This is a genomic window from Mucilaginibacter sp. UYCu711 (genome assembly GCF_050433825.1).
Taxonomy (GTDB): domain Bacteria; phylum Bacteroidota; class Bacteroidia; order Sphingobacteriales; family Sphingobacteriaceae; genus Mucilaginibacter.
In genome coordinates, this window is record NZ_JBNPWM010000001.1 from 536,605 (window position 1) to 559,060 (window position 22,456).

Here is a 22,456-nt window from a genome sequence, read left to right on the forward strand (position 1 = left end):
AAATATGCTTAAAGATCCCCTGTTCAAGATAGTTTCACTTAACGCCGACGATAGTACCGTGGTGGCCCTTATAGAAATTGACACCGACAATGAAATACTGAAGGGTCACTTTCCCGATCAGCCGGTAGTGCCCGGTGCCAGCATGTTGCAACTGGTAAAAGAGGTGCTGGCCACAGCTATTAAGAAACCGGTACGCCTGGTGAAAGCCGACAATATCAAATTCCTGTCGCTTATAGAACCATCGGTAGCTGCACTTCAGTTAAGCATAGCTTATCAATTGACTGATAATTATTTAAACATAAAATCAACGCTGTCATTCGGCGATATAACCTGTATGAAAGTACAAGCCACCTTCGTTGCCTTATAGATTGACCCATCATGAAAAAACAGTTTTTACTGCTGCTTTCCGCCCTTACTTTCGCGCTAAATGTAGCTGCTCAAGATGATTCATTAACGTTTGTTAAGGCGCAATGGGAAACCAAAAAAATTGCACCGGGCGTAAAATGGAAACATTACTGGTTTAAAAATAACCTTTTCCATTCAAACCAAAACATTAATATCCTGGAGATAAACCCGCGCCGTAAAGCAAAGCTGGTTTTAGGATATGAAGTTAAGCGGTTAAAACCTGTTGCCGATTTCGCTGCAGAATCAAATGCCATAGCAGCAATTAATGGCGGGTTCTTTGACGTTAAAAATGGCGGTTCGGTCGACCTGATAAAAGTTGATGGTATAGGCATGGAGCCAAATCACCTTACCAAAAATGGTGGCAGGGTAGATCATCAAAAAGGCGCTTTGCTTTTTAACAACAATATACTCAGCATAGCTAAATGGGATGGAACAGCTAATTGGGAAACTAAATTGAACGGCGACATTATGGTTGCCGGACCAATGCTGATGTATAATAATGCGATGGAACATCTGGACACCGCATCCGCTTTTATAAAAACTCGAAACCCGCGTACGGGTGTCGCTGTTAACAAAAACCGGGTTTTATTGATAACAATTGACGGGCGTAATGAAAATGCAGCCGGAGTAACCATAGTTGAAATGGCCAAAATAGTAAAATGGCTCAACGCGCAGGATGGAATTAACCTGGACGGCGGCGGATCAACCACAATGTGGGTAAAGGGTGGTACGCCAAATAACGTAGTTAACTATCCTACAGATAATAAGAAATGGGATCATGAAGGGGTAAGAAAGGTAGCAAACGCGGTAATAGTAAAAAGGTAGAGACGCATTGCTTTGCGTCTCCGGACTCCTGACGCATTGCGTCTTTACAATTCCAAGAACCTTTTCTAACATGTTGTGTTAAACTTAAATAACAATAAAGTCATGGATAATCAAAAACAAACCCCAATTACCGTAGGCGCCGATGAAGGACAAGGATTGTCTGTAATGGGTGGTACCTATCGTATTTTGGCAAGCGGTAAAGATACCGGCGGAAACTTCGCGACAATAGATATGCTGATACCGCCCGGTGGTGGCCCCGGCCCGCATTCGCATGCTGATTTCCATGAAACGTTTTATGTTGTTGACGGGGAGGTAGAGGTTAAGTCAGAAGCCTCGACATTTATTGCCCGGGCAGGAGCTTATGTTGTTATCCCGAAAGGCGGTATTGTGCATGGGTTTAAAAACCGATCGGCTAAAACAGCCCACTTGCTTTGCACGGTAGTGCCAGCCGGCCTTGAGGAAATGTTTTTAGAAATGGGTAAACCTGTAGCTTTAGGCGAATTTCTGCCGCCGCCAACAATGGATGCAGACACCCAGGCAAAAATGAAAGCTCTTGCCGAAAAATACGGGCAGAAACTTTATCCGCCCGATTTCCTGGGGTAACTATTTACTCCTGTGTTCGGCTATATAATCGGCCATCGTATTAATATCAACCAACGCTTTGCGGCCCTCTTTAGGGTCGCGGATATCAATTCCGTATTCTTTCTTCAATAACACAATAAGCTCCAGTGAATCTATAGAGTCCAACCCTAAGCCGTCGCCAAATAACGGTTCTTCGTCTTTTATGTCGGCAGGGGTTAGGTCGGTTAAGTTTAAAAATTGTATGATCTGTACTTTTAGCTGTTCTTTAAGCGCTTCTTTTTCCATGGGGTAAAATTATATCAAATTTTTTCTTTTCAATCCTAAATAAGTTATGAATTGAATGACAAGGGTAATAATAAATAAAGACCCTATATTGTTTAGTACATCTTTTAATTTGCCGCCTTCTAAAAACAAACTGTAGTAGGCTTGTAAGCACCAATGCATTGGCGAGAAGCCGGCCATTGTTTTAGCAAACCCCTGCATGGCAAAGCTGGGCACCATTAAACCGCCAATACAGGCCAGTATAACGATAGATACCGCGCCGAAACCGTTCGCCTGTTCCTGCGTTTCGGCAAATACCCCCACGCAGATAGCATAACTTACGGCACACCAGCCGCATACCAGGGTAATTAAAAATAAGGCAAACAGGTCTGACGGTAAGTTTAAAGGGGGTAAGCCAAGGTAAGGAAACAGCCAGATCCCCATCGAAAAAATTACGACGGCCTGCAGTAAGGTTACACCTAAATAAGTTACCTGTTTGGATAATAAGCCAACCAGGTAATTGGTGGGCAACGTTTTAAGGCGGATAAAACTACCGCTTACTTTTTCGCGGACTACGCTGCCACCTAACGACATGATCACGAAGAACATGGCGAAGATGGTCCATGCCGGTACGTTATGTTGCGATGCATTGGGTGTGTTACGCGTCCCGTCTTTACTAACCGGCAGCATGTTTATGGTAGTATTGCTGTTCAGCATTTCGTTTTCAAGGCTCTTAGGCAGCTCTTTCTCGTTTGATGCAAAGTACAGCGTGCGCAAGGTTTCACGGGTTTGTACCAGTTGTAAGGCGCTCCTGATGGCTCCCTGGATGGAGAATCTTAGCGATTCCTGTAAAACCGGGTTGTAGTACAGTGTAAGCGGATCGATTTGCCCAACTGGTTTTACAACGGTTTTTATCGTATCAGCCTCCCCGCTAAACGCCGCCATTGCCTTGTCCGAAGCGGTTTTGGCTTTAGCATTTACTTCGGCTGAGAAGTTTGGCGGTATCACGATACCCAGCATCGCATCTTTACCCTGCATTTCGTCCGAAATTGCTTTTGCTGTAGCTTTTTCTTTGCCGATCTCTGTTACAGTAAACATCCCGATCTTGCCTACTGATTCGATAAACTGCTTACTGGCTTTGCCGGTGTCCGTATTAGAAATAACTATAGGTAATTTATTTTTGTTGACGAGCTGAAAGGTGCTGTTCTGAATGCTGGTAACCACCACCACCAAAATTATCGGCATAACAAACATCAGCGAGATACCCACCTTGTCGCGTAACAGGATACGAGTGTCTTTCTTTATGGAGATCCAGAGCTTAAACATTAGTTTCGGTACGCCTTTCCTGTTAAGTTAATGAACAGATCTTCTAAACTATGGTGATTGTGTTCCTTCAATACCTCGCCGATGGGGCCGTGGGTGATAATCCTGCCCTCATCTATCATAGCTATGTAATCGCAAAGGTCCTCGGCTTCGTTTAACTGGTGCGATGTATAGATGAGTGTTGTGCCGCCTTGATTTAGTTTATGTAAGTAAGAGATAATTGCCTGCCGGGTTTGCACATCAACCCCAACAGTGGGTTCATCTAAAAACAAAACCGGCGGATTATGAATAACACCAATGGCTAAATTAACCCTGCGTTTCATCCCGCCCGAAAATTTTTGTACCGGCTTATTGCGTACATCTGCTAATCCTAAAATATTAAGCAACTCGTCGGTACGGCTGTTTATCTCTTCTTTATTTAACCCGGCCCAGGCGCCAAAAAACTCCAGGTTTTCGGCAGGGGATAACTCATGGTAAAAAGAAAAATCCTGCGGAACGAAACCGAATAGTTTATTCACGTCTTTATTTTGGCCGCCGGCTTCATGGCCCAATAATTTGATGCTGCCTTCATTGGCAGTAAGCACGCCCGTCATTAAATTCATTAACGTAGTTTTGCCTGCCCCGTTTGGCCCGAATAATCCAAAACGCGTTCCTTTGGCAACCTGCAAATTCAGGTCGGCAAAAGACACATTGGTATTATCAGGATAACCAAACCCCATGTGCTCAATATTTATCGCAAAAGGTTGGTCTGCTACCATTTTATATTCTTTAATGATGTAAAAGCTTTTTTCTCAATTTCGGCAATTTCTAATAAATAATCGCCCATCACATTAAAATCTTCCTGGCTGCCTAATCTGCCCTTATAAATACCGGCCGCCTGTACTGCCGCTGTGCGCCAAAGGTCGCCCGAGGCCGTAAATTGGTTGGAGATCTCCAATAATGCGTCATTGGGTATATAAGCGTGCGCTTCCTGTAAGAAAGCCCCATAAATATACCTGAAACCACCGCCACCTGTACCAATTTCTTCCTGCATGCGTACCAGTTGCGCTAAGTATAAACCGGCATCTTTCAAGCCTAATTTATCGCGCCAGCCTTTAATTTTTTTCCCCGTGTATCTTATTCCGTTTACCCCTGCAATAGGCCCGGTAAACGGCGATATCATATTAAATGTGTTTTTTTTAATGCCGCCTTTAATCGCCTTTCGGATCTGCTCGTCGGTAACAGCTGTAACTTCCTTCGGATAATACAATTGCCCGTTGGGTGCCAACACGCCTTTTGCAAAACGTACCCGTTCCAACTCATATGCTGTCATTACGTTTGTACCTTCCATTACGGGGTCGCTCACCATATAGTTGCCATCTTCGGTGCCATAAACAATTAAGTTATGGGCATTAAAATGGAAACGGTATTCTTTAGGGAAATAAGGCAGGTAATATACACCAACCTGGCAACCCACCGGGTGGCCCGCCGCCAAACATTCGTTTAAAAAAGCTTCGGCCGCTTCTTTCGAGCGGAATTTTTTTCGAACAACCGGAATGCCCAAAGCCTTACAGGTACGCTTAAATATCAGTCCCGGCAAAGTGCGGAACGCGATTACCGGCCCATTATTAATTTTTAGTAGGGGGATATACACATAAAACAAGCCTGCGCCAATCCCAAAAACCAGGGGCTCGGTTATCTGTTTAACGCCTGCATTTCTTAACAGGCTCATGGTTACACCGTTTTCGCAGTGCGCTGCCTGTATGTGGTTAAAATCAAGCTTCATTAACAGTCATTGTTTTTGTTTGCAATGGAACAAACATAATTGAAATTCTTTTACCCTCTTTCCGCGCAACGAAGAGAGGGTGGTCGAGCGAAGCAAAGACCGGGTGAGTTATCGCCGACCGGTAATAAATGCGCGCCGTCGACTCACCCCGCGACACTTCGTGCGCGACCCTCTCTTCGCCTTTGGCGTAAAGAGGGTTTGTATGTACTATATCAAGCTTCATTAACAGTCATTGTTTTTAAATCGGCAATGCTTACGTTAAAAACGCCGGCATACTTTTGTAGCTTACTTTCAGCCAGGCTGTTAAACACATCGGCCTTTAAATGCCTTTTTACCTGCCATTGCCAAAAACCGGTGTAGCCGGCTAATATTTCTATATCCATCAAAGCTTTCTCCATAAAGAACAGGATAGGGCTTGCCTCATTGTTCAGTACCTTTTGTTTTGCTATCGCGATGCGTTCCTCAACCTGTTGCCAGGCGGTGTCCAATGCTGTTGCTTTAACGTCCCAGCCGTCGCTAAGCTGCGTGGTATATTTACCAGACGCGTCCGTAGCATAGCAAACCTCTTTGGTTATTTTACCCAAAGCGCCTAAATCCTGCGGAACGTCTTCTTTTTTCATCTTATTATATAATACCTAAGCATCTTAGGCGTGTTTCACTCCGGGTGTTTCACTCCATTTTTCAAAAAGCAATGAAAAATGTATAAGTTGCTTATTATTAATTGTTTAAATTGTTTAACCTATAGTATTTGTACTGTTGCAAAGTGTTTCACTCAAAAATACAGCGAGCTTATTATCAAATAGTTGCAAAAAATAGTGTTTCAAAGTGTTTCATTTTGTTAGTGAAACACTACAAGGTGTTTTTGCTGATTTAACAAACGGTAAGCATCGCGTACATGTAAGAGAATCGTGAGCTTTCAGGCACCAATAATAAGATCTTTTCGCCTTTTTTTAACCGGCCGCTGTGGAACAACTCGTCTATCATTAAATAAACCGAAGCAGCGCCAACGTTGCCCACAGTATAAAGGTTGATGAACCATTTCTCGTAAGGGATGCCACCACCATAGATCTCAACCAGGTCATAGATCTTGCTACGGAAGAAGTTACTGGAGATATGCGGCAGGAAATGGTCGATATCATTTGTAGATAAGCCTTTTTTATCAAAGATCTCTTTTATCTTTTTACCACCAAGCGGTACAATGTTATCGCTCAATAAGTTGATATCCTGTTTTACACTGAAGATGGATTTGGTCATTATCTCCTCGGGCGTGTAATCCATGAAACCTTTCAAGGTTCCATCAGCTTGTTTATCAGCGCCCATATACATACAGGTTTCCATCTCATTAGCGTAGGATACACCTTCTATCCAGTCTAAACTCAAGCTTATACCTTCTTTATTAGGTGTATCGCTTAATTGAAACGCCGATGCGCCGTCTGACAGCATCCACCTTAAAAAGTCCTTTTGGAAAGCGATGAAAGGGTTATCGGTAAGTTCTTTTAATTTCTGAGCTTCTTCTTCAAACACATCTGATACCAGTAATCCAGAGAACCGTTCAGACCCCGTTGCTACTGCCGATTTGATCTCGCCCGCCTTGATAGCCAGGTAAGCAAACTTAAGCGAGTGCATACCCGCGCAGCATACGCCCGATGGTGATACCACTTCAACAGGCCCCATCTCGGGCAGCCAGCCATGTGTCATCACACCATGCGACGGCATCATCTGGTCGGGCGATGAGGTGCCGCATGATAGCAGCTCTATATCTTTTATTTTCTCAGGATCATCTTTAAACAACGCCTTAACAGCAAGGGCCGTCATTTCGGCGTTGGTATGGGTGGGCTTGCCACCTTTCTCTAAAGCATAATAACGGGTTTTAATACCGTTGTTGCGCAATACTATACTTTTGGATTTCGACGGTTTATCATTGATATAACCCAGGTAAAGCTCCATATCGTCGTTTGGAATGGGTTCATTAGGTAAAAAGGTAGATGTATTAGTAATATAAACGGGCATACCGGTTAATTAAAATTTAAATAATATTGTTTCTTCGCCTTAATACGTTTTGGCGATGTAAACCTGAATAAAATCCCATCCAATGTTATTAAAATGGGGGCTCCAACAAAAAAAGCAACTAACAGGTAATATTTATAGGCCCTTATCCAGGGCAGTTTGTTTTTACGTTTCGAGATAAAATTAGCCCACACTTTAAAGATCTTGCTGGCGGTGCTTTCAATAACCATCAGGTTATAATTGAGCACTACTGCGTTGTCGCAATCCAATTCATCCTGCAAGCCATCCCAATCATTGCGCTCTAAATGCTGTATAACGCTTTCGCCAAATACCCGGGTATGTCTGATATCCGCATCTGAAACACCCGGAGGGGGGAAAATGTTTAGATAACTGTCTTTTTTTCCATGCAGCATCCAATGAAAGATGGTAACGAAGCTAACCGGGTTAGCGTGTGTGTCAACTAAAGCGATGTTACCCACCATCTTAGCACCCGTAGCGTGGATCAGTTTCTTAACCCTTACAAAAGCGCTTAACCACATATTGCGGGCGCCGGTCGCGGTAATTACAGGTGTGTCCTTTAAAACAGCCTGTAGCTCCGGGTTCTGCATTAATGAATTAAAGGGTATGCTGGGCGACAAAAACCAGGCCTGGTAACCTAATACCACCAAATCATATTTCTTCTCTTTTAGCTCGAAGGGTTGCAGCTCGGCGGGTACGTCCAATTGGCAATCGGGCATTACGCTAAAAAAGGTATCTGCTGTCCAGGGGAAGTTGGGCTCGTTAACTAATCGTACCCTGATCTTTTCAACTGAATGGCCGGCATCTATCAACGGCTGCGTAAAATTATCAATGATCTCGCCTAACTGGCCCGACTGCGAATAATAAATGGCTAATACGTTTTTGCTCATGCGGTGTGGTTAGTTAAGATCGCGTGCGTGCAGTACTTTAGAGTTTTTAGTGTAATCCAGTATAGCCTGTTGTACCGTAGCCGATAGGTTTTTATAAGATGCAATGATTAGTTTCTTATCAGCCTCTATATCTTTATTATACTTAACTATTTTAGGCGCATGCTCCTGTATGGCAAAACGCAGGAAACGATATTCAACATTGTCTTTATCGGTAGAGATCGCCGTATCAAATTTTATTCGGCCGGCTTTAAAGAATTTTAGTTTTTGTGCAGGTGGTTTTACCAACCCGGCTTTGCGCATAAGCAACGCGCCTGTAAACCCATCTTTTTCAGGCGATGAGGAAGCTGCCACAACATCTAACTCATTATTAACCTCTTCTAAATTACCACGATCCATTACAGCGTAAAAAGCCGCTTTATCCAGCCTCTGCTGTAGGTTATTGCCCAGAACAAGCACGCCCGGCAGTAATAAAAGCAGGGCAAATATTATTCTTGTTTTCATATCGGGTTTTTAGATGTCAGTTGTCACAAATATAGCTAATAATACTGTTTTCCCTAATTAAGTGGACTATACAAGCCGTAAAATTCCAAGATTTGCGTTACTTTTAGACTTTAATATTTACAAAAGTTAAGTGCAAAATAATAACAAGCAATTTTCTGGTAACTGGGCCATTGTTTTAGGCGGTTCAAGCGGATTTGGATTAGCAGCGGTTGAAAAGCTGGCCCGCCACGGAATGAACATAGCCGTACTGTATCGGGAGACCGCAGCCGCAGAACGCGCTTTAAAAGAAAACCTATCGCAACTGTCGGATGTCAATGAAACAGTCATCCAACCATATAATATAAACGCACTTGATAATGCGGCTCGGGCTAAATTTATAGAAGATTTTGGTGCCAATAAAAAGAATACAGTTAAACTGTTATTACACTCGATAGCCCGTGGCAATTTAAAGCCTTTAGTTAAAGAGGGAGATAAAGAACCACTTACACAAGAAGATATCCAGCTTACCACGTATGCAATGGCAACCAGTTTGTTGGATTGGACTAAAGACATACTTGCAGCGGATCTGTTCCATGCCGATGGCCGCATTATTGGCTTGACAAGCGAAGGTTCTGATAAATATTGGGAAGGTTATGCGGCTGTTTCGATAGCTAAAGCATCGTTAGAAAGTTTGACAACTTATATGGCTGTTGAGCTTAGTAAATACGGTTTAAAAACCAATTTGATACAGGCAGGCATAACGGCTACACCATCTTTAAAAAGAATTCCTGACAGCGAACGACTCATCCAACATGCCATGGCCCGTAACCCATCCGGAAGAATTACAAAACCAGAAGACGTTGCAAACGTTATATACCTGCTTTGTACCTATGAGGCAGCCTGGATAAATGGTACAGTTATACATGTAGATGGTGGCGAGCATTGCAGGTAGTGATTACTAATTAAATGAACGATATATTAAACTATTTACCTTACAAATCGTCTTTCCTGTTTGTTGACAACATTACATCGTTAGATGAAAACGGTGTAAGCGGCGATTATACGTTAAGGAGAGGTGCATTTTTCTATGAAGATCATTTCCCCGGTAATCCGGTTACGCCCGGCGTAATTATTACCGAAATAATGGCGCAGATTGGGCTGGTGGTATTGGGTATACATTTAATGGTTAGCAGCAAGCAGGAAGGTGTGGTAATGGATGAAGGTTCTTTCCCGCTATTAACCTCGACCAATGTGGAGTTTTTTAAGATGGTGCTGCCTGAGGAAAAGGTTATCGTTACTTCTAAAAAGCAATATTTTAGGTTCGGTAAGTTAAAGTGTGTGGTTGAGATGCATAACGCTGGTGGCGATATAGTTGCAAAAGGAATGTTTTCGGGTATTATAAAAAATGCAGTTAAATAATAAAGTATAAATGGGTAACCGTGTTGTAATTACTGGCCTGGGTGTTGTCGCGCCAAACGGGCTAAATATTCCCGATTTTTTGCATGCTATACAAAATGGTGTGTCGGGCATCCGTTTTGTGCCTGAGTATGCCGACCTGAAATTTAATTGCCAGGTAAGCGGTACGCCAGAGTTTGAATGGGAGCAGCTACGTAATTATATTACCGAAACAAGCTTATATGGACTTAAAGGAAAAGGCATTGCCTATGGTATTAAGGCTGCTTTAGATGCGTGGACGGATGCTGGTAATGAAATTGTAGCAGAGGATACCCTTTGGGAAACAGGCTGCGTATTTGGCAGCAGTGTTGCTGATACCGATGTAATTAAAACTGCCATTACCCGTGTTGATGCTCACGAATCAAAGAAATTAGGATCGCGCGTGGTAGAGCAGATCATGAACAGCGGTGTTACTGCCTATATATCGGGCAGGTTAGGTTTAGGTAACAAGATCATTAATAACTCGGCAGCGTGTGCTACCGGTACGCAATCCATTTTAATGGGTTATGAATATATTAAGTTTGGCATGGCCAAGCGCATGGTGGTAGGCAGTTGCGAATTTGTTGACCGCTATGTATTTGGCGGTTTTGATTCTATGCGGGTGCTATCACGTAAGTTTAATGATGAACCTGAACGTGCGTCTAGGCCAATGAGTATGTCGGCAGGCGGTTTTGTGCCTGGTTCAGGGGCGGGGGCATTAATATTAGAAGACCTTGATTTTGCATTAGCACGCGGCGCTAAAATTTATGGCGAATTAATGGGTGGGTCAACCAACTCGGGCGGGCAGCGTAACGGTGGCAGCATGACAGCGCCGGGCGCCGAAGGTGTGGTTAAATGTATCAGGGAAGCTATTGCCAACTCAAACATACATGCAAACGATATTGACCTGGTGAGCGGCCATTTAACCGCGACGATTGCTGATAAGCTGGAAATTAAGAACTGGGTAAATGCATTAGGGCGCAGCGGGGAAGATTTTCCGAAGATTAATTCATTGAAATCAATGGTGGGCCATTCGCTCAGCGCGGCAGGCTCTATAGAGACGGTTGCAGCTGTTTTGCAGCTAAAACACAACTTTGTACATGCAAATTTAAATTTGGAAGACCCAATTCCAGAAATTTTAGATATAATTGGGGAAAACAATTTACCTGTTATTAAGGTAGACAAGGAGATTAACACTGTAGCGAAGGCAAATTTTGGGTTTGGCGATGTTAACAGCTGTTTAATTATCTCGAAATATAAAAGCAACTGATGGATAGAAAAGAAATTTTAAGTGAATTAAAAAAAGTACTGGCCCCTTATACCGAAAGCAAAGAGATGTTGGATGGGATTAATGAAGATACAGACCTTATAAAGGATTTAAAGATCAACTCGGCCAACCTGGTTGATATTATTATAGATGCCGAGGCACAATACAATATTGAAATTGATTTTGACGCTGCCGAAAAAATGTACAACGTGGGAAATTGCATCGACGTAATTTCTGATAAAGTAAATAAGACTGCGTGATAAGCGCCGGCAATGATATTGTCGCGCTTAATCTGGTAGATAAACAACGTACCCTTCTGCCCGCATTTTATTTGAAATTTATTACCCCCGCCGAACTTTCACTTCACAAGGAATCAGCTATCTCTTTTGAGAATTTTATATGGCTGCTATGGTCAGTAAAAGAATCAGCCTATAAATATCTTAAGAGGAGTGATGAAAGCTTGGTGTTTTCGCCTTCTAAATTGATCGTTCAGAACTTATCTATTCCTGCAGAAAGTGATCGTGTTTATTTAGATACCGACCAAATAGTGGATACCTTTTATGATGGCATAGTATCGACAGGATCGTCCACAATTAAGTTCAGGTCAGCTATAAATAACCAATTTATTGCTACTGTAATTAATGAAGGCGATGTTTATTGGGGAGTACAAGCTATAGCTGACAGTGATTATCATACCCAATCTAACGCTGTACGGTTACTCGCGTTAGCAAAACTAAACGACATAATTCTTGCTGATGATCTATGGATAGATAAACATTCGTCAGGTTACCCGTTTATAGTTAATGGCACACATCCGCTTAGAAGTTCGATTTCATTTGCGCATCACGGTTGTTATGTTTCTTATGCATTTCAACTTCCCAAATAAAAATTAAATCTGCATTTTTACGACATGTCATCTGCCATTATTCGTCAATACACTATACTGTTATTTATTACGCTTGCCTTTGTATCTTGTAAATTCGAAGACCCTATAAAAAATAAGAGTTCTTTTAGTGATGTAAAGCGAATCAGGTACACAGAAGTGCGCCGTAGTTTTGATAGCGGTTTGATATTTAACAAAGACGGCTACCAGCTTGCTCCGATATGGAAACTGATGTTTTTTTCGGACAAATGGGTAAGCGTTTACAGCCCCGATAAAGATAAGTTTCTGAACTTTGCAGTTACGCTGGATCACGATTCTATTTTTAATATATCAGGGACATGGCTAAAGGCTAACAAGATTAGCAAGGACAGTTTAAGGTTCCAGGTATTAAAAGTTGAAGGTAAGACGGTTTATTACGTAAAATCAAACGTGTACATGACCTTGTATGCCAACAACTATATTAAAAACGTTCTGCATAAAACAGCCGGGGAAGTAAAGAGACCATTAAGAAGGGACAGCCAGTATATTTATAAACGTGTTGCCGAAGTAAATGCCAAACCTGATAGTTTTTTTGCGGCACGCAAGCCTGTTCAATTTATAAGTAAAAGCCCATTAGCGACGGTTGAAAAGAAAGGAGTGGAGGCCGATATTATGAATAAGTGGGATAACTCTGATGAATATATGTTCCCGGAATATAATATCACTATTAAAAAAGCTTACGAAGACTTCTCCTATTCGTTTTGGGCAACGGTTGATGCACAGGGAGGGATCCATTACCAAAAGTCGATGACCTATGTGTTCCCTGAATTTGTAAAATCAACCGACCATACCATTAGGGCACTTATAGATGGTTACTTAAAAGCTTACTTCCAGGTTATCCCGGGCACTACCTTAGGTATCCCGCACAATAGTGCTATCGTTATTAATATAAGAGGTAAAAAGAAATGATGCAGAGACGTCCGATATCACGGAACGTCTCTCTAAAAATCATTTATTTCTTACCAGCAGGTTTTGCAACCGGTGCTTTAGCAATAGGAGCGGCCTTGGCCGGAGCAGCTTTAATAGGTGCAGTTTCAACTGCTACCGCAGGAGTTTTTGCTACGCTTGCCGGAGCAGGTTTTTTAGCAACAAAAGGCTTAACCTGTTTGTCGTTAGTTAGCTTGGTTAATTTCTTTGCTAAGTTTTTAGCTGCTTTCTCTATTGATTTTTCTGCCTTTTTTAAACCCGGGCCAATTTCGCCAACCAGGGCTTTTATTTGAGTGGCAATTTTATCACTTAATTCTTGCTTTAAAGCTTTCTTAGCTTTTTTTGCAATTGCGTTATTTTTAGTTTTTTTCATAGTTGTGTATATCGAATCAAATAAGGTTGTGAGTTTTAACTTTTGCAAAGATAAGTTAATGTAATGTGTATTTAATATTATGTTTATGTTAACACTATTGATTAATGTTAACTGTTTTTGTAATTATCTGGCTGACATTCAATGCATTGAAAAGCTTAAAAGTTTACAATCATTCCAACCTTCTGCCCATCAAAAGTTATTGGATTCTTCGTAAGAAACCGGCTCAATTTATTGCCCGCTTTTCGCTCGGATGCATACATGGTAGCATCAAACAATAATAAAAAAGCCCCTTGTAAAATTATGGCCGAACCATAACCCCGGTTCTGATCAGAATTATTAATATCTCCCCTGTGTTTTAGATATAACCCGGTACCAATATAAACAAAATCAAGGGCACCATTTACCAGGAACAGCTTTTCTAATTTACGCTGTTCTTCTAAACATTCTTGCGGTGTGTATACGTGATTTTTGTCTGTAATTGTTGCGGTATATCCCAGTAAGGCAACGCCCAGGTTAGCTACATTCCAAATAGCATTCATTTGGTGAAAGTATTTGGTGACGCCCCTGGCGCTTGCCCAACCAATGCCGCCGGTAACTATATTAGCTGCTGCCCAACCGCCCAATACTTGCATACCGGTGTTTTTAATATGATTACGATTAAAGTTTAAGGTTTGTAAACTATCCTGTGCCCGGCAGTTAATGCTGATCAACACAAGAAGTAAAAGGAGGTTTTTTTTCATGTAATATTATATAGTAAACCTTTACTGATAGCCTTTGTTTTTTCATAACAAGTTAAACAAATTAATTCAACCAAATAAAATTTGGTTACAAAATCTTCAATGGTCAATTAATTGATTATTTTTGAAGCCTGAAATTAACTGTCTCAGCATCACAATCGCTAAACTAATACTGATCCTGCAAGACGATTGCTGTTGGCTATTTATTTATCTCATATAGTAATATTACAAAAATGACAATTGGCGTTCCAAAGGAAATTAAAAACAACGAAAACAGGGTAGCCCTTACTCCCGCAGGTGCAGAAGCATTAATACATGCAGGCCACCCGGTATTTGTACAAAAAACTGCCGGCGAGGGTTCTGGCTTTACTGATGCAAGCTATATAAAAGCAGGTGCAACATTGGTGGATACTGCTGCCGAGGCATGGAGTTTTGAAATGGTAATGAAAGTTAAAGAACCTATCGAAAGCGAATTTCAATATTTCCGTAGCGATCTGATTTTGTTTACTTACCTGCACCTGGCCGCCGAAGCAAAACTAACAGCTGCATTGATCGAGAAAAAAGTTACTGCCATAGCCTACGAAACTATACAATTACCAAACGGCGCATTACCGTTGCTTACCCCAATGAGCGAGGTTGCCGGCCGCATGTCTGTACAGGTGGGTGCAAGCTTCTTAGAGAAGCCTAACGGTGGTAAAGGTGTGTTGTTAAGTGGTGTACCGGGAACGCGTCGTGGCAGGGTTACAATCATTGGTGGTGGTGTTGCAGGTACAAATGCTGCAAAAATTGCCATTGGTTTAGGTGCCGACGTTACTATTATTGATAATAATTTAGACAGGTTACGCCAGTTAGACGATATTTTTGGTTACCAGATCTCAACGCTGGCATCAAACCCAAGCAATATTGCCAAGTGTGTTAAAAATTCTGATCTGGTTATTGGCGCGGTATTAATTCCGGGTGCTAAATCTCCTAAACTGGTTACCGAAGCTATGATAGCTACCATGGAACCGGGATCCGTAATTGTTGATATTGCAATTGATCAGGGCGGTATGTTTGAAACCGCTGACCATGCTACAACGCATGACAACCCTGTTTATATAAAACATAACGTATTGCACTACTCGGTAGGTAATATGCCGGGTGCTGTGCCAAATACATCAACCATAGCATTAACAAATGCAACATTAGGTTATGCTTTACAAATAGCTAACAAAGGCTATAACAAAGCGTTTGCTACTAATCCGGCCTTATTAAAAGGGTTAAATACCTATAACGGTACCGTAACTTATAAAGCCGTTGCCGACGTTCATAATTATCCTTTTGTAGAGGCTAATTTTAATTAAGAGTTGTAAACGTCATAAATATTAAGCCGGCCGTTAAAAGCCGGCTTTTTTATGCACAAAAATGAACAGGCTTCATAAGTATAAAATTTGCTATAAATTTTATTTTTTACTTATTTTTACCTCATGAGCCTAAACAATTTGCCTGATAATCTTTCTATGCCGGCCTGTACAATGATACCGGTTTTAGAGTACGAAGATGTCGCTGCTGCTATAACCTGGTTAACCGATAAATTAGGATTTGCCGAACGCTGGCGTGCAGGTACACATCGTGCCCAACTATCATTTGGCGATAGTGCCATAGCCATCATAGAAGCAAACCCCGTCAAGCCTATTCCCAAAATCAATATCATGATCCGTGTGAAAAGTGTAGTTCCTCATTATGACAGGGCTCAACAACAGGGTGTAGAAATATTAAGACCGCCATCTGATTTCCCGTATGGCGAGCGCCAATATTCTGTCAGCGATATAGGTGGCCATGTATGGACGTTCTCTCAAACTATAGCCAATGTCGTTCCGGAGGATTGGGGTGGGGTATCCGCTAATCTATAACTAATTTAATAGGATTATAAATTTGTAGAATTTATGTACTATTATCAGGTCTTTTAAGGTAATTGAAGTAAATTTATCAGAGCAAAAATTTTCGGCATTCTTTTTGGTCGATATAATCATATGTTAAAATGAAAATGATATGTTACTCGTTATATTACAGGTAGTAGTATTAATAACAGCCATATTGATGCCGCTAAGCACCAGAAAAGATAATAGCCGAAATATTAAATATAAAATTGACACGGATACCAGCAATTCGCTGTATGCTGTAAATGCATTTGGAACGTTAGAGAAGATAAACCGGCTAAACACTACCGGCCATAAGCCCGAGGTTGAAAATTAATACGGTAAGTTAATTACTCTATCTTTTTATTTGCCGGTACCAGTTTTACATCGTTAATAACAAATTGCGAATCATCCTGCTTTGTCAAATTATAATAGGGCGAATACATTTTAGCCGAAATTGTGCCCTTAGCCGGATCGATCTGTAACAGCCTGATATACGCACCGCTAAAATCCTTCCCCTGGTAATCCTGAAGTATCTGGTAAATATTATTACCCGCAGGTCCTTTATCTACTTTTAGTGCCGAATAATCAACGTGCCCACTTAAAATCATACATAAATTAGGGAACTTCTTTAACCTGTCGAAAATTTGCTGCGCGCTCATATCTCCATAACCGGCATTAGTCTGGCTTATTTTGCCGTCGCCATTTAAATGATAATGGGTAACAATTATCACATTATGATTAGGGAACTGTGGAATTAACGCTGCCGCCCAATTTACCGGTCCAGAGCGTGCACAAAACTCCAAAGTAATAACCAGCCAGTTATAACCACCTGCCTGGAAAGTATAATAGGCATTATCACTTTTACCTTCTTCCCATCTGCCGCGCTGGTTTTTATATCTCGATGTAGGAAAGTAGGCATTAAACTTATCCGTGATCCGCACATTAGCGTTTACATTACCCGGTGCGGCGCTGCCGCTCCATAAACCAACCGCACGGGTATCATGGTTACCAGGCGCAATAGCGTAGGGGATACCCGCTTTATCAAAAACTTCGTAGCCTGCGCTTGCTGTCTCCCAATTGGCATTGTTGTCGTAATTAACAACATCGCCAACGCTTAAAACCATGGGGATATTTAATGAGTCTCTCTTTGCAGCAAGCCATTTAACCTGGCTAAAAAACATTTCGGGTTTGCAGCAGGTCTCTTCCTGCGTATCAGGCAACACCGGTAATGTAAAAACCTGTGCTTTAGATTGTAAACCGATTGCTGAAAGGCCTAAGCAAACGCTTAGCGCCGTTATTGCAAATTGTGATCTCATAAAACTTTATAAGTTTAGTTGGTAAGTAAATGTAGGCAGATTTATGTTAACACTTTATTAAGTGACAGTAATTTGTTTATAACAATTATTTTACGGTACTTCGGTAGTATCAATTATAACTCTAAAAATACTGTACTGCATGAACCATTTGTCCACCGGCGATATTATCGTTTTCTTTATCTATTTCATCCTGATAGCTGGTTACGGTTATTGGGTCTATCGCCGAAAAAAATCTGATCATACTGATACAAAAGGTTTCTTTTTAGCCGAAGGTTCGTTAACCTGGTGGGCCATCGGGGCATCTATCATAGCATCCAACATCTCGTCTGAACATTTTATTGCCATGTCAGGTTCTGGCTTTAAAATGGGGCTGGCAATTGCCAGCTACGAGTGGATAGCTGCTGCTACCTTAATCATCGTCGCGGTCTTCTTTTTGCCGGTATACGTCAAGAATAAGATCTACACCATGCCGCAGTTCCTGTCGCAACGGTATAATAATACCGTTAGTGGGGTTATGGCGGTGATATGGTTACTAACTTATGTGCTGGTTAATTTGACCTCTATCTACTTTTTAGGGGCTATCGCAATCGAAACCATATCGGGCATTAATTTTACATATTGTATTATAGGTCTGGGTATATTCTCAGTAATTATTACCCTTGGCGGGATGAAGGTAATTGGTTATACCGATGTAATACAGGTGCTTGTTTTAATATTGGGTGGCTTGGCTACCTGTTATTTTGCGATGACCGAGGTGTCAAATAAGTTAAACGGACATGGGGTGCTGCAAGCCTTTTCTATCCTGAAATCAGAGGCCGGCGATCACTTCCACATGTATTTTAGAAAGGATAGTCCGTTTTACCAGGAATTGCCGGGCATCTCCTTATTGGCTGGTGGTATGTGGATCAACAACCTAAACTATTGGGGCTGTAACCAGTACATTGTACAACGCGCCTTAGGTGCCGATATCAAAACGGGCCGTAATGGTTTGATCTTTGCTGCTTTCCTGAAACTGCTGATCCCACTGATTGTGGTTATACCAGGCATCGCGGCTTTCACGCTTTATCAGCATGGATTTTTCCATACTGAAATGGCCGACGCGAACGGCGTATTAAAACCAGACCATGCTTATCCGGTATTAATGAACCTGCTTCCGTCGGGGTTGAAAGGTGTGGCTTTTGCCGCCCTAACAGCGGCTATTGTGGCGTCGCTGGCGGGTAAGGCCAATAGTATTTCCACCATTTTCACTTTGGATATTTATAAAAAGCATTTGAATACCGGTGCATCCGAGCGACAAATGCTGGTTACCGGCCGTTGGGCAGTAATTATTTCGTCCATTGTGGCTATTTGCATTGCACCACAACTGCGCACATTTGATCAGGTTTACCAGTTTATCCAGGAATACGTGGGCTTTATTTCGTCGGGCGTGTTCGCTATTTTCCTGTTAGGATTATTTTGGAAACGTACCACATCTGCAGCGGCGGTTACCTCGGCAGTGTTGACCATCCCATTGTCGGTGTTTTTTAAATTCCTGCCCGAAATGACCGGCATTGAACCTATACCTTTCCTTAACAGGATGATGTGGGTATTTTTGATCTGTATGGCCCTAATGATTGCTGTGAGTTTAATTTGGCCTAAAGGCGAGAATAAAACTATTGAGGCCAACCGTGCAATGTATAAGGTAAGTACATCGTTTATTATATGTTCTGTGATTATTTTAGGGATCTTATCCGCATTATATATTGTGTTTTGGTAGTTTGTTAAATCATTAAAAATTTATAAAATGGAAAATCTAAGTGAAAAAGAACTGACACCTCTGTCAAGTTTAGACGTTTGGGAAGATGACGTTTTACAGAGATACCCGGAAACCGGTCCGGCAAAAAAGAAAGACGAATTTAGAAACTACGATGCGCCCGAAATTGATGGCGTACGCGAGTTTTACCGCCTCAATCATAAATACCAGACCTACGATAATGTGCTGGCCAAAAAAGCCAACTTTTTAAAATTCGATAAAATGGAAATGCCATGGTGGAAAGCTATGGAATACCTGAATACCCTGGTGGATGACTCCGATCCTGATATCTCATTGGATCAGCTACAGCACTTATTACAAACTGCCGAAGCTATCCGTGCAGACGGTTATCCGGATTGGTTTGTGCTGACAGGTTTTATACATGACCTTGGTAAAGTGCTTTGCCTGTTTGGTGAGCCACAATGGAACGTGGTAGGCGATACCTTCCCGGTAGGTTGCGCGTTCTCGGATAAAATAGTTTACCCTGAGTTCTTTGCTGCAAACCCTGACATCCATGACGAGCGTTTTAATACCAAATACGGCGTTTACTCGCATGAGTGCGGGTTGGATAACGTACATATGTCGTGGGGCCACGATGAGTATTTGTATCATATAACAAAGGACTATTTACCTGAGCCGGCATTATATATGATCCGTTACCACTCATTCTATTCGCAGCACCGTGAGAACGCTTACAAGCACTTACTAAGCCCGCACGATAAGGATATGTTTAAATGGGTGGATAAGTTTAACCCTTACGATCTGTATTCGAAAAGCCCGAAAGTACCGGTTGTATCAGAATTAAAACCTTATTACGAGGATCTGATAGCTAAATATCTACCTGAGACGGTTAAGTTATAGAAATTAAAGCCTTTCGGAAACGAGAGGCTTTTTTAATACTTTAAATTATAACTTGTATATACAAGGCTAATATTTTATGTTTGGGTAATTATAAACCAAAGCTACTGTTTAACGCATCCCTTGTTAAGCAAAGCATATCTGATTTAGTATGATTTTAAAAAAGGCATCACTTTTCGCTTTATTTATTTTAGTCTGCACGCAACTATCGGCACAGGTTAAAAAATCAAATGTTGACTATGTAGACCCAACCATAGGCGGCGTAGGCCTAATATTAGAACCAGCCCGTCCAACAGTGCAGCTGCCTAACAGCATGCTTAGGGTATATCCGATGAAAAAAGATCAGCTGGACGACCAGATACGGACGTTCCCGCTTAATGTGGCGTCGCATCGTATCGCATGGACGTTCTCGTTCCTGCCGGTTAGTGGCAGCAATACCCAGCAGCTTTGGGATAAACGGTTTACGGTACTCAACGAGAAATTAACGCCTTATAATTATTTTGCTACCAACGAGGATGATGGTACCACCGTTGAGGTTTCACCGACACAAAGATGCGGTTACTTCCAGGTGGTGTTTAAAGATAACCAAAAACATTACTTGCGTTTGGGTTTATACGGCAATGATGGCGAAGTTATCATCAACGATAAGAGATCATTCAGCGGCACAGAGTCGTTCCAGGGCATGAAAGCTTATTTTTATGGCGAAACAGATGCTGACCTTTCGTCAACCTATCGCAATCCGGCGCAGCGCAAACAGGTATTGGGCGAGTTAAATAGCAAAACCAAAACCATCGGGTTTAAATATGGCATTTCGTTCGTTAGTATCGAGCAGGCAAAAGAAAACTTATATAAAGAGATCCCGGCGTGGGGCTTTACGAAAGTTAAAGCTAATGCCTATGCTGTATGGGACAAGAAGCTAAGCCAGATACAGGTTGAAGGGGGTACCCAGGCACAAAAACGGGTGTTTTATACTTCATTCTACCGTAGTCTTGAACGGATGGTTGATATTAACGAATACGGCAAATATTACAGCAGTTTCGATCATCAGGTACATCAATCAACAGAACCATTTTTTGTAGATAACTGGATGTGGGATCAATATATAGCTTTAGAACCATTGCACATGATCCTGAACCCGGCAATGGAAACGCAAAAATTACGGTCGTACGTTGAAATGTATAAACAGGGTGGTAACATGCCATCCTTTGCGGTAATATTTGGCGACTGGCCGGCCATGACCGGCAATTTTACCGCAGCCTGGATGAACGATGCCTGGCATAAGGGCATCCGTGGGTTCGATTTAAAAACAGCCTATCAGGGCTTGAAGAAAAACTCGTTAGACGCTACTTTGCTGCCATGGAGGAACGGCCCGCCTACTAAACTGGATACCTTTTATAACAAGAACGGATACTTTCCATCCATACCACTTACCGAGAAAGAAACCGAGAAACAAGTGGACGTAGTGTGGGAGCGGAGGCAAGCTGTATCGGTAACGCTGGCAACCAGCTTTAGCGATTGGAGCATCGCGCAGTTGGCCGAAGCAAGCGGTAATCCGCAGGACCGTACCTTATTTATGAAACGTGCGGGTAACTACAAAAATGTATTCAGGCAGGATAAGGGCATCCTCTGGCCCAAAAATGATAAAGGCGAATGGATAGAACCTTATAATCCCAAATTATCAGGGCGCGAATACTTTACTGAAAACAATGCTTATACCTACAGCTGGGATGTAAAACATGACCTTACGGGCTTATTTAACCTGATGGGCGGCACTAAAAAAGCCGAGGCAAAACTGGATCAACTATTTAGAGAAGATTTGGGTGCCGCTAAGCACCAATTCTGGTATACTCAGCCGGATGCGTCCGGTAATGTCGGGCAATTTGTGATGGGTAATGAGCCCTCATTCCATATCCCATACCTGTACAACTACATGGGCGCGCCATGGAAAACACAAAAACGCATCCGTATGCTGCTAAGCACCTGGTATACCGATAACCTTTTCGGATTACCAGGTGATGAAGACGGCGGCGGTATGACAGCATTTGTTGTTTTCTCTATGATGGGATTTTTTCCGGTAACGCCAGGTGTCCCGGTCTATAATATTGGCAGCCCGGTGTTTACGCATATCACTATCGCTTTGCCTAATGGTAAGCTGTTTACTATCAATGCTAAAAATAGTTCGGCAGAGAATAAGTATATCCAGAGCGCTACATTAAATGGCAAGCCTTTAAATAAGCCATGGTTTAACCATACTGACATGGTTAACGGCGCAACGCTAACAGTTGTAATGGGTAGTACGCCTAACAAAGCGTGGGGGGCTACACCGCAAGATGCCCCACCATCGGCAATGGATTACAGAAATGATAATTAGCA

26 protein-coding genes are annotated in these 22,456 nt (G+C 42.0%); 15 read left to right on the forward strand and 11 right to left on the reverse strand.

Going from position 1 to position 22,456, the window contains the following annotated elements:
- Positions 1-4: 4 nt before the first annotated feature.
- The 3 genes from ABIB50_RS02490 to ABIB50_RS02500 all read left to right on the forward strand — a co-directional run bounded on the left by ABIB50_RS02490 (position 5) and on the right by ABIB50_RS02500 (position 1,833).
- Positions 5-367 carry a hypothetical protein gene (locus tag ABIB50_RS02490; protein WP_429376987.1) on the forward strand — a complete coding sequence of 121 codons (363 nt, stop codon included), beginning with the start codon at positions 5-7 and terminating at the stop codon, positions 365-367.
- Positions 368-378: 11 nt separating this feature from the next.
- Positions 379-1,230, forward strand: coding sequence for a phosphodiester glycosidase family protein (locus tag ABIB50_RS02495; RefSeq protein WP_429376989.1), 852 nt, complete (start codon positions 379-381; stop codon positions 1,228-1,230).
- A gap of 102 nt (positions 1,231-1,332) precedes the next feature.
- Positions 1,333-1,833 carry a cupin domain-containing protein gene (locus ABIB50_RS02500; protein WP_429376991.1) on the forward strand — a complete coding sequence of 167 codons (501 nt, stop codon included), beginning with the start codon at positions 1,333-1,335 and terminating at the stop codon, positions 1,831-1,833.
- Here ABIB50_RS02500 and ABIB50_RS02505 read toward each other — a convergent pair whose 3' ends face one another.
- The 8 genes from ABIB50_RS02505 to ABIB50_RS02540 all read right to left on the reverse strand — a co-directional run bounded on the left by ABIB50_RS02505 (position 1,834) and on the right by ABIB50_RS02540 (position 8,577).
- The gene (locus tag ABIB50_RS02505; protein ID WP_429376992.1) at positions 1,834-2,097 is read right to left on the reverse strand and encodes a phosphopantetheine-binding protein; all 264 of its coding nucleotides are present in this window, start codon (positions 2,095-2,097) and stop codon (positions 1,834-1,836) included.
- Positions 2,098-2,106: 9 nt separating this feature from the next.
- On the reverse strand, positions 2,107-3,399 hold the full coding sequence (locus ABIB50_RS02510) for an ABC transporter permease (RefSeq protein WP_429376993.1): 1,293 nt from the start codon (positions 3,397-3,399) through the stop codon (positions 2,107-2,109).
- Positions 3,399-4,154: an ABC transporter ATP-binding protein gene (locus ABIB50_RS02515; protein WP_429376995.1), complete on the reverse strand. Its 756-nt coding sequence runs from the start codon at positions 4,152-4,154 to the stop codon at positions 3,399-3,401. Before ABIB50_RS02515 ends, ABIB50_RS02510 begins: the two co-directional genes overlap by 1 nt.
- Entirely contained in the window at positions 4,148-5,161 is a 1,014-nt protein-coding gene (locus ABIB50_RS02520) for a BtrH N-terminal domain-containing protein (RefSeq protein WP_429376997.1), read from the reverse strand. The genes ABIB50_RS02515 and ABIB50_RS02520 overlap by 7 nt, the downstream gene beginning before the upstream one ends.
- 212 nt (positions 5,162-5,373) lie before the next feature.
- Complete coding sequence (locus ABIB50_RS02525) at positions 5,374-5,781, reverse strand: hypothetical protein (RefSeq protein WP_429376999.1); 408 nt, start codon at positions 5,779-5,781, stop codon at positions 5,374-5,376.
- A gap of 250 nt (positions 5,782-6,031) precedes the next feature.
- A complete protein-coding gene (locus ABIB50_RS02530) occupies positions 6,032-7,171 on the reverse strand; it encodes a beta-ketoacyl-ACP synthase III (RefSeq protein WP_429377001.1) in 1,140 nt (379 codons plus the stop codon).
- Positions 7,172-7,176: 5 nt separating this feature from the next.
- Entirely contained in the window at positions 7,177-8,076 is a 900-nt protein-coding gene (locus ABIB50_RS02535; protein WP_429377003.1) for a hypothetical protein, read from the reverse strand.
- Positions 8,077-8,085: 9 nt separating this feature from the next.
- Complete coding sequence (locus tag ABIB50_RS02540) at positions 8,086-8,577, reverse strand: hypothetical protein (RefSeq protein WP_429377004.1); 492 nt, start codon at positions 8,575-8,577, stop codon at positions 8,086-8,088.
- Positions 8,578-8,707: 130 nt separating this feature from the next.
- Here ABIB50_RS02540 and ABIB50_RS02545 point away from each other — a divergent pair, with 130 nt between their 5' ends.
- Genes ABIB50_RS02545 through ABIB50_RS02570 form a run of 6 tightly spaced genes read left to right on the forward strand, consistent with a single transcriptional unit; the run spans position 8,708 to position 13,088 of the window.
- Complete coding sequence (locus tag ABIB50_RS02545) at positions 8,708-9,508, forward strand: SDR family oxidoreductase (protein ID WP_429377006.1); 801 nt, start codon at positions 8,708-8,710, stop codon at positions 9,506-9,508.
- Positions 9,509-9,522: 14 nt separating this feature from the next.
- A complete protein-coding gene (locus tag ABIB50_RS02550) occupies positions 9,523-9,975 on the forward strand; it encodes a 3-hydroxyacyl-ACP dehydratase FabZ family protein (protein WP_429377008.1) in 453 nt (150 codons plus the stop codon).
- A gap of 10 nt (positions 9,976-9,985) precedes the next feature.
- A complete protein-coding gene (locus tag ABIB50_RS02555) occupies positions 9,986-11,260 on the forward strand; it encodes a beta-ketoacyl-[acyl-carrier-protein] synthase family protein (RefSeq protein ID WP_429377010.1) in 1,275 nt (424 codons plus the stop codon).
- Complete coding sequence (locus ABIB50_RS02560) at positions 11,260-11,517, forward strand: acyl carrier protein (RefSeq protein ID WP_429377011.1); 258 nt, start codon at positions 11,260-11,262, stop codon at positions 11,515-11,517. Before ABIB50_RS02555 ends, ABIB50_RS02560 begins: the two co-directional genes overlap by 1 nt.
- Positions 11,514-12,143, forward strand: a complete 630-nt coding sequence (locus ABIB50_RS02565; RefSeq protein ID WP_429377013.1) for a 4'-phosphopantetheinyl transferase family protein — start codon at positions 11,514-11,516, stop codon at positions 12,141-12,143. Before ABIB50_RS02560 ends, ABIB50_RS02565 begins: the two co-directional genes overlap by 4 nt.
- Positions 12,144-12,167: 24 nt before the next feature.
- Positions 12,168-13,088: a hypothetical protein gene (locus ABIB50_RS02570; RefSeq protein WP_429377014.1), complete on the forward strand. Its 921-nt coding sequence runs from the start codon at positions 12,168-12,170 to the stop codon at positions 13,086-13,088.
- 43 nt (positions 13,089-13,131) lie between these two features.
- On the opposite strand, the gene ABIB50_RS02575 is transcribed toward ABIB50_RS02570, so the two are convergent.
- On the reverse strand, positions 13,132-13,479 hold the full coding sequence (locus ABIB50_RS02575; protein ID WP_429377015.1) for a hypothetical protein: 348 nt from the start codon (positions 13,477-13,479) through the stop codon (positions 13,132-13,134).
- A gap of 155 nt (positions 13,480-13,634) precedes the next feature.
- Positions 13,635-14,219, reverse strand: coding sequence for a DUF6992 family protein (locus ABIB50_RS02580; RefSeq protein ID WP_429377017.1), 585 nt, complete (start codon positions 14,217-14,219; stop codon positions 13,635-13,637).
- A gap of 230 nt (positions 14,220-14,449) precedes the next feature.
- On the opposite strand from ABIB50_RS02580, the gene ald reads away from it, so the two are divergent.
- The 3 genes from ald (at position 14,450) to ABIB50_RS02595 (ending at position 16,451) form a co-directional block, all read left to right on the forward strand.
- Positions 14,450-15,559 carry an alanine dehydrogenase gene (ald, locus tag ABIB50_RS02585; RefSeq protein WP_429377019.1) on the forward strand — a complete coding sequence of 370 codons (1,110 nt, stop codon included), beginning with the start codon at positions 14,450-14,452 and terminating at the stop codon, positions 15,557-15,559.
- Positions 15,560-15,682: 123 nt separating this feature from the next.
- On the forward strand, positions 15,683-16,108 hold the full coding sequence (locus tag ABIB50_RS02590) for a VOC family protein (protein ID WP_429377021.1): 426 nt from the start codon (positions 15,683-15,685) through the stop codon (positions 16,106-16,108).
- Positions 16,109-16,247: 139 nt separating this feature from the next.
- Positions 16,248-16,451, forward strand: coding sequence for a hypothetical protein (locus ABIB50_RS02595; RefSeq protein ID WP_429377023.1), 204 nt, complete (start codon positions 16,248-16,250; stop codon positions 16,449-16,451).
- A gap of 13 nt (positions 16,452-16,464) precedes the next feature.
- On the opposite strand, the gene ABIB50_RS02600 is transcribed toward ABIB50_RS02595, so the two are convergent.
- Positions 16,465-17,433, reverse strand: coding sequence for a metallophosphoesterase (locus tag ABIB50_RS02600; RefSeq protein ID WP_429377024.1), 969 nt, complete (start codon positions 17,431-17,433; stop codon positions 16,465-16,467).
- Between the two features lie 139 nt (positions 17,434-17,572).
- Here ABIB50_RS02600 and ABIB50_RS02605 point away from each other — a divergent pair, with 139 nt between their 5' ends.
- The 3 genes from ABIB50_RS02605 to ABIB50_RS02615 all read left to right on the forward strand — a co-directional run bounded on the left by ABIB50_RS02605 (position 17,573) and on the right by ABIB50_RS02615 (position 22,454).
- Complete coding sequence (locus ABIB50_RS02605) at positions 17,573-19,189, forward strand: sodium/sugar symporter (protein WP_429377026.1); 1,617 nt, start codon at positions 17,573-17,575, stop codon at positions 19,187-19,189.
- Positions 19,190-19,216: 27 nt separating this feature from the next.
- Positions 19,217-20,086: an inositol oxygenase family protein gene (locus tag ABIB50_RS02610; RefSeq protein WP_429377028.1), complete on the forward strand. Its 870-nt coding sequence runs from the start codon at positions 19,217-19,219 to the stop codon at positions 20,084-20,086.
- A 148-nt stretch (positions 20,087-20,234) separates the two neighbouring features.
- On the forward strand, positions 20,235-22,454 hold the full coding sequence (locus ABIB50_RS02615; protein WP_429377030.1) for a GH92 family glycosyl hydrolase: 2,220 nt from the start codon (positions 20,235-20,237) through the stop codon (positions 22,452-22,454).
- Positions 22,455-22,456: the final 2 nt, after the last annotated feature.